At 73.0% G+C, this 15,188-nt stretch carries 7 protein-coding genes; 5 read left to right on the forward strand and 2 right to left on the reverse strand.

Annotated elements, in window-relative coordinates:
- Positions 1–95 precede the first annotated feature (95 nt).
- Positions 96–1,931 carry a hypothetical protein gene (locus ABZX85_RS40550; protein WP_355880883.1) on the forward strand — a complete coding sequence of 612 codons (1,836 nt, stop codon included), beginning with the start codon at positions 96–98 and terminating at the stop codon, positions 1,929–1,931.
- Positions 1,932–1,990: 59 nt separating this feature from the next.
- Here the strand turns inward: ABZX85_RS40550 and ABZX85_RS40555 are convergent, their stop codons facing one another.
- A complete protein-coding gene (locus ABZX85_RS40555; protein ID WP_355880886.1) occupies positions 1,991–5,221 on the reverse strand; it encodes a S8 family serine peptidase in 3,231 nt (1,076 codons plus the stop codon).
- Between the two features lie 140 nt (positions 5,222–5,361).
- Positions 5,362–6,531 (reverse strand): helix-turn-helix domain-containing protein, encoded by a 1,170-nt coding sequence (locus ABZX85_RS40560; RefSeq protein ID WP_355880889.1) that lies wholly within the window; start codon positions 6,529–6,531, stop codon positions 5,362–5,364.
- A 233-nt stretch (positions 6,532–6,764) separates the two neighbouring features.
- Between ABZX85_RS40560 and ABZX85_RS40565 the strand changes: the two genes are divergently transcribed.
- The 4 genes from ABZX85_RS40565 to ABZX85_RS40580 all read left to right on the forward strand — a co-directional run bounded on the left by ABZX85_RS40565 (position 6,765) and on the right by ABZX85_RS40580 (position 15,186).
- Positions 6,765–7,634 (forward strand): DUF4394 domain-containing protein, encoded by an 870-nt coding sequence (locus ABZX85_RS40565; RefSeq protein ID WP_355880892.1) that lies wholly within the window; start codon positions 6,765–6,767, stop codon positions 7,632–7,634.
- Between the two features lie 205 nt (positions 7,635–7,839).
- Positions 7,840–9,096 carry an acyltransferase domain-containing protein gene (locus ABZX85_RS40570; protein WP_355880895.1) on the forward strand — a complete coding sequence of 419 codons (1,257 nt, stop codon included), beginning with the start codon at positions 7,840–7,842 and terminating at the stop codon, positions 9,094–9,096.
- The gene (locus ABZX85_RS40575; RefSeq protein ID WP_355880898.1) at positions 9,093–14,393 is read left to right on the forward strand and encodes an SDR family oxidoreductase; all 5,301 of its coding nucleotides are present in this window, start codon (positions 9,093–9,095) and stop codon (positions 14,391–14,393) included. The genes ABZX85_RS40570 and ABZX85_RS40575 overlap by 4 nt, the downstream gene beginning before the upstream one ends.
- Before the next feature lie 19 nt (positions 14,394–14,412).
- Positions 14,413–15,186, forward strand: a complete 774-nt coding sequence (locus ABZX85_RS40580; protein WP_355880901.1) for an SDR family NAD(P)-dependent oxidoreductase — start codon at positions 14,413–14,415, stop codon at positions 15,184–15,186.
- Positions 15,187–15,188 lie beyond the last annotated feature (2 nt).

The raw sequence follows: 15,188 nt of genomic DNA on the forward strand, positions 1-15,188 counted from the left end.
CCCGTCAGCCTTGACGGGCCTTCACCCCGGTGCTTCCATCCCCCATGAAAACGTTTTAACCGCCCGACACCCTTCACCCCCGAGGAGGGGTTGTCATGCACTGGTCACTAAAGCTTCGCGGAGGGGCCGTCGCCGTCTCGGCACTGCTCGCCGCCGGGATCGTCGGCCCCACAGAACCCTCCGCCGCCGGCACGACGCTCCGGGCCGCACGGGTGATGGAGAACCTCGGCCGGGGAGTCGTCGCGGTCCGCAGCGGCCCGGCCCAAGTCCTCGTGTCCTGGCGGCTGCTGGGCCTCGACCCGGCCGGCATCGGCTTCCACGTGTACCGCTCCACGGCGGGCGGCGCGTACACGAGGCTCACCGCGAACCCCCTCACGGCGGGCACCAACTACACCGACACCACGGCCGACTTGACGAAGTCCAACAGCTACCGCGTGACCCCCGTGACCGGCGGCCAGGAGCAACCCCCCAGCGACGCCTTCACGTTGACGGCGAACCACGCCACGGAGCCGGTCGTCCGCATCCCCCTGCGCCCGGGCGGCCCGGTGAAGTTCGCCTGGGTCGGCGATCTCGACGGGGACGGCGCCTACGACTACGTCATCGACCGCCAGACCTCCCCCCAGACACTGGAGGCGTACCGGAGTGACGGCACCTTCCTCTGGCAGGTGAACCTGGGGCCCAACAGCCTGAACCAGGACAACATCGAGCCGGGCTCCTCGACCGTGGACGTCGGCAACTGGGACGGCGTCACGGTCTACGACCTCGACAGCGACGGGGACGCCGAGGTCGCCGTGAAGATCGCCGACGGGGTCACCTTCGGCGACGGCACGACCTGGACGCACGCCGACGACGCACGCCAGTGGCTGGCGGTCCTCGACGGCCGCACCGGCGCGCTGAGCCGCTACTCGTCGATCCCGGCCACCTATCTGGCCGACGGCCCGATGGCCGCCCGCCTCGGCGTCGCCTATCTCGACGGCACCACCCCCAGCCTGGTCGCCTTCATGAAGAACCGGCAGGACGGCGGCGCGTTCAACCTGATGATCGGCGCCTGGAAGTACGACGGCGGCTCCCTGGAACGCCGGTGGACCTGGCAGCGTGACGGCCAGAACGCCCCGGACGGCCACAACACCCGGGCGATCGACGTCGACGGAAACGGCACCGACGAGATCGCCGAGATCGGGTTCGTCCTGAACGGCGACGGCACCCTGCGCTACTCGATGGGCCCGCGCGGCATCGTCCACGGCGACCGCTTCCACCTCGCCGACATGGACCCGGGCCGCCCCGGTCTGGAGGGGTACGGCGTCCAGCAGGACAACCCGAGCGGACTCCTGGAGTACTACTACGACGCCGCCACCGGCGCCCTGATCTGGCAGCACTACGGCGGACCCGCCGATGTCGGACGCGGGATGGCCGCCGACATCGACTCACGCCACCCCGGCATGGAGGTCTGGTCCTTCTCCGGCCTGTACAACGCGCGCACGAACACCCTCACGGAACCGGATGCATCGAAGCGCCCCTGGCCGCAGCTCGGCCTGTGGTGGGACGGCGACCTCACCGCCGAACTCCTCAACGACGGCAAGATCGAGAAGTGGAACCCGCTCGCCCCGACCACCACGGGCAGCCTCCCCCGCCTGGTCAGCACCTGGAACTACGGAGCCGTCGACGCCTCCCAGGGCATCAACCCGCTCCTCGTCGGCGACATCCTCGGCGACTGGCGGGAGGAGGCGGTGTACACGAACGCCGCCTACGACGAGCTGATCGTCTTCACCACGAACCAGCCCACCACCACCCGTCTGTACACCCTCGCCCACAACCCGGCCTACCGGAACGCCATGACGTTCAAGGGCTACATGCAGTCCCATCACGTCGACTACTTCCTCGGCGCGGGCATGAGCGCCCCGCCCCGGCCGAACATCGTGTACGCCCCCTGAGGGTCCGCAGACCCGGGAGCGGGCCGGGCCGGCCGAGAGGGCCGGCCCGGCTCAGGGGGTCAGCCGACCGTGTACGTGTACGGGACGCCGATGATCTCGGAGCCGTTCGCGACGCTCAGCGGTGTGTCGGTGGCCACGTAGAGGATGCCGTGGACGACGGTGCCGGCGGGTGCGGTCGGGGTGAGGGTCAGGGTCATGGCGCCGGTCTTGCCGGGGGCGACGGACAGGGGGGTGAACGGCGCCTTGAGGTCCCAGAAGGAGCCGGTGGACGCCTGGGCCGCCGGGTCGGCGGGCTGGGTGGTGGCGGTGAAGGACACCTGCGCGGTGCCGGTCGGGGCGGGGGTGGCCGTGTACGGGCCGGGGGTGGAGATGCTCGCGTTCCAGACGCCCGCGGTGAGCTGGTCGGCGGTCGTGGTGGCCACGGCCGATCCGTCGGGGCCGGGGGTGCCGAGGATCTCGGGCGCGCCGGTCCAGGGGAGGATCGACGCCTGGACGGGGACGTCGGCGGTGACGGTCGCCTTGAGTGCGGTGGTGTGCGTGGGCACCCACCAGGCGGGGGACTGCGCGCCGTTCACGGGGAACGTGGTCGTGCCGTCGTTCTCCGTGAGGGTGACGTCGGCCGGGGTGGTCAGGCGCGGGTCGAGGAAGTAGGACCGGTTCGCGGGCCCCGGGTTGGGCACCCGCACCGTCACCTTCAGCTTGCTCCCCTGCGCGACGACGGTCTTCTCGCTGTTCGGCAGGCCCTGGGCGGTGGCGGTCACCGCGTCGAGGGCGACCTTCCCCGTGATCTGCTCGGCGACCGCGTTGCCGCTGACGGCGTCGGGGACGACGACGAGGAGCGTCCAGCGTCCCGCGGCGGGCCGGTCGACGGTGAGGCTCGCGTACTTGGTGTGTGTCGTGCCCTTGACGCCGGTGAGGTTGGCGTCGCGGGCCAGGATCTGCTGCTGGGGGCTGACCAGGTAGGCGTTGAGGACGGTCCCGGCGTCCTGCGCGGCGAGGTCGACGGTGAGGCTGCGCCGGCCCGCCGGTACGTCGAGGTGGTAGCCGTTCGCCTGGCCGAGCCCGCGGCCGACGCCGCCCGTGACCCGTGTGGTGAACGAGGTGGCGCGGCCGGCCTTCGGGTCGACGGGGATCAGGGTGCGGCGGGCGACCGGCAGCGACAGGCGCGTCCCGGTGTCCGAGGTGAACTGGAGGGAGAACGGCGCGTCACCGGCGGCGCGCGGCATCGGCACGGCCACGGGGAAGCCGGTCGTGCCGCCGGCCGGGACGGTCCTGGTCTGCGTGGCGACGCCCGCCGTGGTCCAGCGCCGGCCGGTGACCTCGACGTGCAGGGGGCCTCGGTAGCTGCCGGGCTTGTCGTTGGCCCACTGGAGGCCGTTCATGCCGAAGTTCCAGATCAGCTTCACGGTCCAGGCGCCGGGCACCGGGTCGTGGACATCGACGTACTGGTGGTTGCTGTGCCCGCCGCCCCCGTAGTCGTAGCCGATCTGCGTCAGGCGGCCCTTGGGGTCGAACAGGACCGGGATCAGGTACCCCGACTTGTCCTTGCCGGGCCATGCCGTGCTCACGGCGAGGAAGGGCGTGCCCTTCGGGACGGTGACGGTGAACGGCTTGACGGCGAGCCTGCCCTGCGGGGTGTCGCCGAGCGGGGCGCCGACGGTGACGGTCCGCGCGTCGCGGAACGTCGTCGAGCCGAGGGTCCGCGAGGTCAGGGCGACCTTCTGGGGGCGGTTCGCGGTGTTGGTGAGCGTCACCGTGGTGCGTTGGGTGGTGCCGGGCTGCCCGGTGAGGTCCAGTTGCGCGGCGGAGGGGACGAGGGCGGTGCTGCCGGTGGCGCGCGCGGCCCGTACGGCGGCGTCCGTGTCCAGCAGGCCGGCGCCCTGTTCGTCGGCGGGGACGCCGAGGTCGGTGGCGGTGCCGGTGAGGAGCCGCTTGACCTGGTCCGGGGTCGGCCGGGTTCCGTCGTGGGCGGCGGTGTACGCCTGGATCACGTCGGCCGCCGCGCCCGCGACGAAGGGGGCCGACTGGCTGGTGCCGCCGAAGAGCTGCGTGGGCAGTGAGCAGCCCGTCCACCGGTCGCCGGGGGTGCAGGCCGCGAAGTCGTAGGCGCCCGGCGCCACGAGGTCGACGAGTTTGTTGCCGAGGGAGGTGCCGCCCGAGGAGAGGGCCGCGATGTTGCCGCTCGTCCAGCCCGGGTAGCCGTAGCCGCGTGCCATCAGCCGGTTGGCCGTGGTGGCGCCGACGGCGATGACCTGCGGGTCGCTCGCCGGGGAGCCCATCGTGCCGGAGACGCCGGAGTCCCCGGTGGAGGCCACGACCGTCGTCCCGGCGGCGACCGCCGCGCGGTCGGCCAGCCGGATCGGGTCGGTGGCCGGGTCCGGGTAGTAGTTCGCCCCGAACGACTGGCTCAGCACGTCCGCGTGGTGCTCGACCGCGTACTGGACGGCCTGCACGAACCCGGATGTCGAGGCCCCGCTCTTCGCCCCGAACACCTTCAGGCTCATCAGCTCGGCGTCCGGCGCGAACCCGCGAATCCGGAACGCGCAGCCCTTCGGCGCCTTTGCGGAGTAGGGCAGTTGCTGCGCGAAGTCATAGGTACGGCTGCCCTGTGCGGCGACGGAGCTGGCGTCGCCGAACGCCTCCTCGCCGTCGGTGGCCTCGCTCGTGCCGCCGCCGGTGAAGTCCTGGTAGTCGGTGATGACCCGGCTGCCGTCGGGGCGGACGAACTCCGGGTTGTCGACGTCGATCCCGTCGGCCATGAACGCGACCTTCACGCCCTTGCCGGTCGCCAGCCTCTGCGCGGTGTCGGTCCTGGTCAGCCCCAACCCCTCGGGTTCCAGGGTGGGTTGAGCGATGCCCTTGGCGCAGGTGGCGGCACTGGGCGCGGCGGCCGTGGCGTGCGGGTGCCGGGGGAGGCTGATCGGGAGGTCCGGTACGACGGCGGCGACGTCCTGGTCGTCGCGTATCCGGGCTATGGTCCCGGGGTCGACCGTCGCGGCGACGGCGTTGACCAGGCTCATCCGGGCCAGATGGGTGGCTCCGGTGTCCTTGAGGAGCGTGACGACCGGGCTCTGGTCGCCGGCCACCGCCTTCGCGCGGCGTGCGGTGTCGGTCCTCGGGGACAGTTCGGGGTGCTGGTCCCGCAGGAGGACGATGACGCGCTGTGCGCCACCGGGGGCGTCGGCCTGCGTGGCGGTGGGGGACGCCGAGGCGGGTGCCGTGCCGAGGGCGGCGAGGCTCAGCAGGACCGACCCGGCGAGGGCGGCCGTCCGTTTTCTGTTGTGGTGCATGCAAGTCTCCGCTGGGAGTGGGGGGTTGGGCCGTCCGTGAACGGCCCTGCGACGATCTTGTCGCGCACAGCGGACGCAAACCTTCCGGTTCGGTTAAACAGTTGTCGATGTTCCGGCAATCCGGTGACCGGGAGGGCTGCTCAGCCCCATGCCCCGGACAGGTCGCGGGTCACGACCGTGCTCAGGACCCGCACGCCGCGCGTCGACGCCGGGTCGAGACCGGTGAGTTCACGGACCCGGCGCAGGCGGTAGTCGAGGGTGCGGGGGTGCACGTTGAGGGCGGCGGCGGTCAGGGTGCGGTTCATGTCGCAGTGGTAGTAGGCGTCGAGGGTCAGCAGGAGATCAGGGCCGGGCGCCAGCCGCCGGGCCACCTCCTGGAGCCACGCGTCGGTGAACGGGGCGTCCGCGACGGCGAGTTCGACGAAGACGTCCGCGAGGGTCCGCGCCCGCAGCCGCGCCGGTGCCCGGTGCAGCGGCGCCGCTCGGCTGATGCGCCGGGCCTGGTCGAGCGCGTCCTTCAGCTCCGGCGCCGAGGCACTCCCGGCCGCACAGGGGTGCCCGAGCGCCTCGGCGAAGTCCTGTACGAGGCCGTCGGCCCGGAAGTCGGCGGGGATCACGGCGATCAGCTCACCACCCCGGCCCACGCGTCCGGGACGCCAGAACGCGGGCACCCGGTACGTCTTCACCAGCGCCTCCACCTCCGCCTCCAGGTCCCGTTCGTCACCGGGCCGTTCCGGCACCCGGATCACCAGGACCCCGCAGGCGTCGGCCAGTTCGATCCCGGCGACCCGCGCCAGCTCCCTCGCCATCGCGTCGCCCGACAGCAACGCCTTCGCGAGCAGGGCGACTTGAGCGGCGTACGGCATCCTCCGGCGCAGCACCGACACGAAGCCCCGGCAGTAGGCGCCGATGCCCCGCTCGCCCTGCGGCGCGAACCAGCCCATGACGCGCATGAGTTCGTCGGGACCGTCGGCGCTGAGGGCGCGGGTCGCCTCGTCGATCTCGCGCAGCATCAGTGTCGTGTGGACGTGCAGCACCTGCTGGCGTGAGGCCAGCGACATGCCCGCCCCGGCCCGTAACTCGCCCATGGACGCGATGTAGTCGAGGTCCCGGTCCGTCAGCATGCCGTTGTCCGGGGCGAGTTCGACCGTGCGGCGCCTGAACCACACCGCGCACTCCAGGGTTTCGGCGAGCGCCCTGGCATCGTTGCCGAGAGAGGCGAACTCCGGGATCTCGCGCGCGTACGTGTCGACCTCCCTGCGCGCGTTGACGGGTGCCTGCCGGGCCAGCTCGGTGAAGAGGCTTCCCATGGCCGTGAGCATGCCATCCCGGGGTGGTGGGGCCGTAGGGGAAAACCGGACCACCGTTTTGCCGTTCCGGGTGAATCCGGCGGAGGCGTTTTCGTGAGGGTGCGCAAAGTTCCCGGCACGGGGGCGGTGGCCTGTTGTGGGGGCGGGCGGCGGTCGAGCTTAATGGGACCGCGAGGGCGCCCTCTTCCGCACATGCCGCACGACCATCCGTCCGAAACGGGAGGAACACGAGCATGAGAGCAGGAAAGAGAGCCGCCGCCCTGGTCGCCGCCCTGTCCGTGGCAGGCACCCTCATGGTGAGCGCGTCCGGTGCGGGCGCCGCCGCGGCCACCCCCAGCCTGCGGGCCTTCGGGATCACCGGGGACGGCACCCTGATGGCCACCTTCACCACCGACCGCCCCCAGGTCCTCGACTGGGTCCGGGTCGTCACCGGCCTCAGCGGGGACACGAGACTCGTCGGCATCGACCACCGGCCGCAGAACGGCCTCCTGTACGGCCTCGGCGAGAAGGGCGGCATCTACACGATCAAGACGCCGAACCCGCCCACCACCACCGACGTCGTGGTCACCAAGGTCTCCCAGCTCCAAGTGGCCCTCTACGGAACGACGTTCGACATCGACTTCAACCCGGCGGCCGACCGGCTGAGGGTGCTCAGCAACAACGGCCAGAACCTGCGGCACAACCTCAACGACAACACCACGGTCGCCGACTCGCCCCTGAACATCCCGCCGGCGACGACCGCCGCGCTCGGTGTGACCGCCGCCGCGTACACGAACAACGACCTGGTCGGCTCCACCGGCACGACGCTCGCGGACGTCGACACCCTCAACGACCAGGTCGTCATCCAGTCGCCCCCGAACGCCGGGAGCCTCGTCGCGACCGGCCTCGTCGGCTTCGACGCGAACCTCGACGCGGGCATCGACATCTTCAGCACCGTCACGAACGGCCGGACGACCGCCAACGCCGCGTTCGCCTCCCTGACGCCCTACGGCGCGAGCACGCCGTCCCTGTACGGCGTCGACATCCTGACCGGGACACCGACCCTGATCGGCCAGTTCCCGCTCAACATCACGGACGTGGCCATCACGATCAGCGGCACCTGAGCGTGCCGTAGTCCACCGGCGCACAACCTCGCGCGTTTCACCACCGGACGGCACGGACGCGTCTCGTGGTGAATCGCGCTCCGGTGAAAGCGCCCTACACGCACCCCCGAACCGACACGGAGCATGACAACCGGTTCCCAGGGCTTCAACCGGGCGGTATCCGGTGGACGCCCCTGCCGTGTGCGGTCGATCCCGAGGGGTGTTCATGCCACGTCGTGTTGTCCTGTTTCCCGGCCAAGGGGCGTATGTGCCCGGCGCGTTGGCGGCTCTGGCCGAGACCGAGCCCTCGGTGGGCGAGGTCCTAACGGAGGTGGACCGGGCGGCCGTCCGGCTGGGGCGCGGCCCGGTGTCGCGGTTACTTCTCGACACCGGGGCGCCGACGCTCGGCGAACTGGTGACGAGCGCTCCGCAGGATCTGCATCTGGCGATCTTCGCGTCCGAGATCGCGCTGTTCCGGCTGCTCACCGGGCGGTTCGGGGTGGAGCCGGACGTGCTGCTCGGGCACAGTTTCGGGGAGCTGGTGGCGCTCGTCGCGGCAGGCGTCCACGACCTGGAGCACGGGGTGGCGCTGGTGGTGGCGCGGGACGAGGCGTTCGCCGCCTGTCCGCCGGCGGCCGGGGGGATGGTCGCGCTGGAGGTGTCGGCGGCGCGGGCGGCGCATCTGCTGGCGGCGCTCGCGGAGGGGGAGGTGTGCGTGGCAGCCGACAACGGGCCCCGGCAGTGTGTGGTCTCCGGCCCCGGGGAGCCGTTGGAGCGGGTGCGCAAGGCGGCGGAGGCGGTCGGGATCACGGCGACCGGGCTGCGGGTGCCGTACGCGTTCCACAGTCATGGGCTGGCCGGCGTCGCGCACGACTTCGCCGACCGGGTGCGGGAGTTGGCGGCGCGTCCGGCGCGGTACCGGTTGTACTCGGCGATCCTGGGGCGGTACGTCGACGACGGCGCCCATACGGCGCTGGTCGCGGCCCATCTGGTGCGTCCGACCCGGTTCGCGGACGCGGTGCGCGCTCTGCACGCCGACGGGGCCGAGGAGTTCGTGGAGTGCGGGCCCAAGGGGGTACTCAGCGATCTGATGACCTCGATCGCCCCCGGGGTGCGGGCCGTCGCCCCGCTGCGGCGGCGGGTGGGGGTCGGGGAGTTCGCGGCGACGCTGGGTGCGGAGGCACCGGTGGCGGCGCCGCGGGAAGCGTCTCCCCCGGACACCCCGCACGGCGAACTCGTCGGCTCGCTGCGGGAGTTGTACGCGGACGCGCTCGGCTACCCGCCGGAGGTCCTCACCGGCGACGCCGACCTCGAAGCGGACCTCGGGGTCGACTCCATCAAACAGGTCGAACTGTTCTCCCAGGCGTTGGAGCGGCACGGGCGCCGACTCCCGCCGGACGGCAGCCGGTTGACGAACCACACCACCCTCGACGCCCTCGCGGAGCTGCTGCTCGGCCTGCCCACGGCGGCGGGGGTCCGATGACGTACGAGGAGTTCCCGGTCGCCCGGGACCTGGTGGGCCGGGTGGCGCTGGTGACCGGCGGCGGCAAGGGGGTCGGCGCGGCGATCAGCCGTGAACTGGCCCGGCACGGCGCGCACGTGATCGTGAACCACTTCCACTCCCCCGAGCGGGCGGAGGAGACCGTCGCGGCGATCAGGTCGGCGGGCGGTTCGGCCGAGGCGCTGCGCGCGAGCGTCGCCAAGCCGGACGAGGTCGCGGCGCTGTTCCAGGCCGTGCGGGAGGCGCACGGCGGTCTCGACGTGCTGGTGAACAACGCGGCGCGGGGGGTGTTCGCGCGGTACGACGAGCTGACCGACCGGGAGTGGCAGCGCGCCGTGGACACCAATGTGCACGGCGCCCGGTGGTGCTCGCTCAGCGCGGTCCCGCTGATGACGAGAGGCGGGTCGATCGTCAACGTCTCGTCCATCGGAGCGGGGCTGGCCATGGACAACTACCTCCTCGTCGGGGTGTGCAAGGCCGCGCTGGAGGCGATGACCCGGTATCTCGCGGCGGATCTGGGGCCGTCGGGCATCCGGGTCAACACCGCGTCGGCCGGACTGCTCGACAACTCCACGGCCGGGCTGTTCCCGGGGGCCGAGGACCTCCGGCGGGTCTGCGCGCAGGCGGCGCCCCTCGGACGCGTCGGCACCGAGGAGGAACTGGCCCGCCTCGTGGCGTTCCTGGCGTCACCTCAGTCCGGCTGGGTCTCGGGCCAGTCGTTCCTCGCGGACGGCGGCCTGTCGGTGGGCCGGGCCATGCTCACCGCCCGCCCGCCGACACCCGCTGAGACACCCGCCCACCCGTCCAGCCCCATCACCCCGGCCCCTGCATCATCGGAGACGGCATCGGAGACGGTCGCCATCGTCGGCATGGGCGTCGTGGCCCCCGGCGCCCCCGACGCCGACGCCCTGTGGAACCGGCTCGTCGAAGGGCGCCCGGTCTTCACAGAACCGGGCGAACGGTTCACGCTGGAGCACTTCTGGTCCGGCGAGGACAAGACCGCCGACCACACGTACAGCCGGGTCGCGGGCTACGTCCACCAGCCCGGCGAGCAGGGCGACTTCCTCACCGCCTGGCTGCGCGCCGCGCTCCTCCAGTGCGGCCCGCCACCCACCGGCGCCCGCGCGGCCTGCTTCGTCGGCGCGTGGAACGAGGGCAGCCAGCACGTCGAGGAAAGCCTCCTCGTGGAGGCGGTGTCCGAACGGACCGGCGGACGGCTGCGGGAGGCGCTGCGCGGCCGGTACCCGTACGCGGGTTCCCTCGCCGACCACCTCCCGTACGCCGCTGCCCGCACCGCGATCGACGGGGTTCTCCCCGCGTCGACGCCCGTCCAGATCGTCGACACCGCCTGCTCCTCGTCCCTGTACGCGATCGACCTCGGCGCGAAGAGCGTCCTGGACGGCGACTGCGACATCGCCTACTGCGGGGGCGTGTTCTCCCAAGGTCCGCGCTACAGCGTGCTGTTCGCGCAGTTGAACGGGTTGAGCCGGACGGGCCGGGTGCGGGCGTTCGGGGAGGGTGCGGACGGGGTGCTGTTCTCCGACGGCGCGGGGCTCGTCGCGCTGAAGCGGCTGGACCGGGCGCGGGCGGACGGTGACCGGGTGCTGGCGGTGCTCGCCGGGTTCGGGGCCGCGTCGGACGGCCGGGGCAGGGCTGTCCACGCCCCCAACTCCTCCGGTCAGGAACGCGCGTTGCGGCGGGCGCGTGCCGTCAACGCGATGCCTGCGGGTCAGCTCGACTGGGTGGTGGCGCACGCGACGGGCACCCCGCTGGGGGACGCGGTGGAGCGCGCGGTCCTGGAGGAGGCCCACCCCGGCACGCTCTGCACGTCGAACAAGTCGGTGCTGGGCCACACCGGTTGGGCGGCGGGCGCGGTGTCCGTCGTCCACGCCCTCCAGGGCCTGGCCCACTCCACGGTCCCCGCCCAGATCCCGTACGACGGCCTCGCCCCGACCGCGCTCCGCGTCCCGGCGCACGCCACTCCCCTGCCCCGCCGGCCCGACCGCCCCCGGACGGTGGGCGTGTCGTCGTTCGGGTTCGGCGGCACCAACGCCCATCTCCTCCTCCAGGACGAGTCCGAGCCCCGCTCGCAGCCGCCGGTCCTCGCCGAGGACCCGGTGGTCGTCGTCGCCTGGTCCGCGCACCTGCCCGGCGCCCCCGGCGAGCGGGAGATCGCCCGGCGTCTCGCCGCCGGACTCCCGCCCGCCGACCGGCAGTTCGGGACGCCGTACCCGGCGCCGCCGCTCGACGAGGTCCGGATGCCACCGCGCACGGCCGCCGCGATCGACCCCGCCCATCTGATGGCCCTCCAGGCAGCCGCACGCCTCGCCCCCTTCTGGGAGGGGCTCACGGAGACCACGGGGGTGATCACCGCGCACACCGGCGTCCCGGTCACCTCCGCCGACATCAGCGTCCGCTGCTACGCGCGGTCCCTCTCCGCGCTCACCGACCCCTCGGTGGACGCGCTCGTCGACACCGTGCGCGACCGCACCCCCGCCTCCGGCGAGGACACCCTCGCCGGTCTCATGCCGAACGTGATCCCCGCCCGCGTGGCCGCCGCCCACGACCTGCACGGCCTGACCATGACCGTCGACACCGGCCCCACCTCGGGCCGCAGCGCCCTCACGACCGCCCGCAGGTACCTGAGCCGGGGCGAACTCGACGTGGCCGTGGTCCTCGGCGTCAACGGCGGCAGCACCCCCCTGTTCGCCCGCCTCCACGGCGTCCCGGCGCACACCCCCGCCGAGGGAGCCTTCGCCCTCGCCCTGACCCGCGCCTCGACCGCCCGCTCCCGGAACTGGCCGGTCCTCTCCCCGCTCGACCCCCTCCTGTCCACCCTCCCCGACCGGGACGCCTTCGCCCCGGACCACACCTACCTGGCGGCGGACGACCTGGTCGAGGCGGTACGCGGCATCGAGGGTGTACGCCGGGCCGAGGGGGCAGCACCCGGACTCCCCGCACCGGCCTCGACCCCCCACCCCGACCTCACCCATCGCCACACGGTCTCCTGGGAACCCTCCGGCACCGTCCCCGCCCCCACGACACCCCCACCCTTCTCCCCCGACACCCTGATCATCACCGACACCCCCCTCCACCTCCCCGCCGCCCGTCTCCTCACCCTCCGCCCCGGCGACGACCCCCAGACCTCCGTCGACAAGTTCCTAGCCGAGCACCCGGCCGGCTTCCACCACCTCCGCATCGTCACCTCCCTGCACATGGCCCCGGACTGGCCCGCCGCTCCCGGCCCGGTATTCCTCGCCGTCCAGGAGGCCGCGTTCCTCGCGACCCGTGAACTGCGGGACGGGCTCGTGGAGTCCGGGACGCTCGGGGTCGTCGTCCTCACGCCGTTCCCGGACGGGGTCGCGGCACCGCACGCCCATCTGTTCACCGGGTTCGTGAAGAGCCTCGCGTGGGAGTTGACGGGGTGCACTCCGCTCGCCCTGCTGACAGACTCCGACTCCCCCGAGGCCGGACTCGCCGCGCTGGACGCCGAGTTGAGGAAGGCGCGGGAGGGGCTGCCTGTCGTCGTGCACCGGGACGGGGTGCGCCTGGTCCAGCGGTTGCACCGGGACGACGTACCGGTCGGGCCGCTGCCGCTGAAGCCCGGTGCGGTCGTCGTCGCAACCGGGGGCGCGCGGGGGATCACGGCGGCCTGTCTGATCGGGCTGGCTCGACGAGTGCCGCTGCGGCTGCACTTGATCGGGTCGAGCCGCCTGGAGGACGTGCCTGCCGACCTGTTGGCGGCGTCGGACGGCGAACTGCCGGGCCTGCGTGCCCGGTTCATCGCCGCCGAGCGGGCCGCGCGGCCGGGACTGTCGGTGCGGGAGATCAACGGGCGGTTCGAACGGCTGCTCAACGCCCGCGAGTCCCGGCGGAACCTCGCCACACTGCGGGAGCTGTGCGGGGAGGACAACGTGCGCTTCCACACGGCCGACGTGACCGATCCGGCGGCGGTCCGGCGTACCGCCGAGCAGGTCGGGGCGGAGGTGGATCTGCTGGTCAACGGCGCCGGACTGCATCACCCCGGTGACATCACCCGAAAGGATCTGCCGGGCATGCGGCGCGTGCGGGACGTGAAGCTGTACGGCTATCACCATCTGCGGGACGCGTTCCGCCCCCGGCTGTGGTGCAACTTCGGTTCGGTCACCGGGCTCGCGGGGCTCCCGGGGGAGAGCGACTACTCGCCGGCCAACGACTTCCTCGCCGGGGCGGCTCAAGCGGCGTCCGAGGAAGGGGAGTTCACGATCGCGTGGACCATCTGGGACGAGACCGGGCTCGGTTCGGGGAGCGTCGTCCAGTCGTACACGGCCCGTACCGCGCGGCTCAGCCGGATGTCGACGGCGGAGGGGGTGGCGCACTTCCTCGACGAACTGTCCCGGCCCCGGCGCGACCGGCTCGTCAGCTACCTGGGCGAGGCCGAGTTCGCCTCCTTCGACGCGCGGTTCCCCGGCCTCCGCACCCCGCCCGGCCTCCTGGGCGCCCCGCGCGCACCGGGCCGCTGGGATCTCTCCCTCAGCGTCGCGGCCCACCCGTTCCTCCTGGACCACCTGGTCGACGGCCGCCCCACGCTCCCCGGGGTGATGCTGGCCGACCTCGCGGTCCAGGCCGCCCGCACCCTCGTCCCCGGACTGCCGGTGCGCGCGGTCGAGAACCTCGCCTTCTCGGCGTGGGTGCGCGCCCGCGCCGACGGCACGCCGGCCGCCTACCGGGTCACGGCGAGGGCCGTCGGCACGGACGCCGCCCGGTCCGTCGCCGTCGTCGTCCACTCCGACACGGTCGCCCCCGACGGCCGGGTCCTGGCCCGCGACCGCGAGCACTTCCGGGCCGTCGTACGCCTCGGCGGCCCGGCGCCGCTGCCCGTGCCGGTCGGGGAGACCGACCCCGAACTCCTGCCGGAGGTCGGCGACTTGTACTACGACGACGCCTCCCCGGCCGTCCTCACCGGGGTGTTCCGCGCGACCGAGGACTGGCGCACCCGCTCCTGCCTCTGGCGCCCCGAAACGGACCGGGTTGCCTCACTCCCCCGCCTCGCCACCCCCTGTGTCCTCCTCGACAGCCTCGCCCGCACCCAGTGGCTGGGCGGCCCCCAGGTGGCCGTCCCGCACCGCATCGACCGCATCGCCCTGTACGCGGAAGGGGACGACGCCGGTCTCGCCCGGGCCCATCCGGAGGGCGTCCGGCTCACCCACTGCACCGCCACCGGCGTCTCCACCGCGCGCGCCGCCGACGGGCGGGTCCTCGCCCAGATCACGGGTCTGCACGGTACCGAACTCGCCTGACCAGCAAGGGAGTAGCGTCATGGAACTCACCGGACAGACCGCGCTCGTCACCGGCGGTACGCGCGGTATCGGGCTCGCCATCGCCCACCGGCTCCTGGGGGCGGGCGCCCGGGTCGTGGTCACGGGGCGGGACGAGGAGACCGGCCGCGAGGCGCTCGGCCTGCTGGCGGCCGGGGACGACGCCGTGCTGTGCACGGGGGACGCGACGTCCCGCGCGGACGCCGAACGGGCCGTGGACACCGTGCTGGAGAGGTTCGGGCACCTCGACATCGTCGTCAACAACGTGGGCGGGGCGCAGGACTTCGCGACGGTCGCCGACATCAGCGACGAGCTGTGGCACTCGACGCTGTCCCTCAACCTCGATCCGGCGCTGTACACGACCCGCAGGGCGCTGGGCCCGCTGCTGCGGCAGCGGTCCGGGCGGATCATCAACATCTCGTCGATGGAGGGCCGCGACCCTGACCCCGGGCTGTGTGCGTACGCGACCGCCAAGCACGCCCTGATCGGTTTCACCCGGGTCCTCGCGAAGGAGGTCGCCGCGCACGGGATCACCGCGAACTGCGTCTGCCCGGGGGCGGTGGTCACCGACTGGGTGCGGGAGAAGGGGCCAGTGGCCGCGAAGGTCCTCGGCACCGACTACGACGGGCTGATCGCGCACCTCACCGGCCGCACCCTCACCGGACGGCTGACTCTCCCGGACGAGGTCGCGGCGGCGGTGCTGTGGCTCGCCTCGCCGGCCGGGGCGGGCGTCACGGGTGCCTCCGTCCCGGTCGACGGAGGCACCACACTCTGAAT

Origin of the sequence: Streptomyces sp. NPDC004539 (assembly GCF_040610055.1) — a bacterium.
GTDB lineage: Bacteria > Actinomycetota > Actinomycetes > Streptomycetales > Streptomycetaceae > Streptomyces.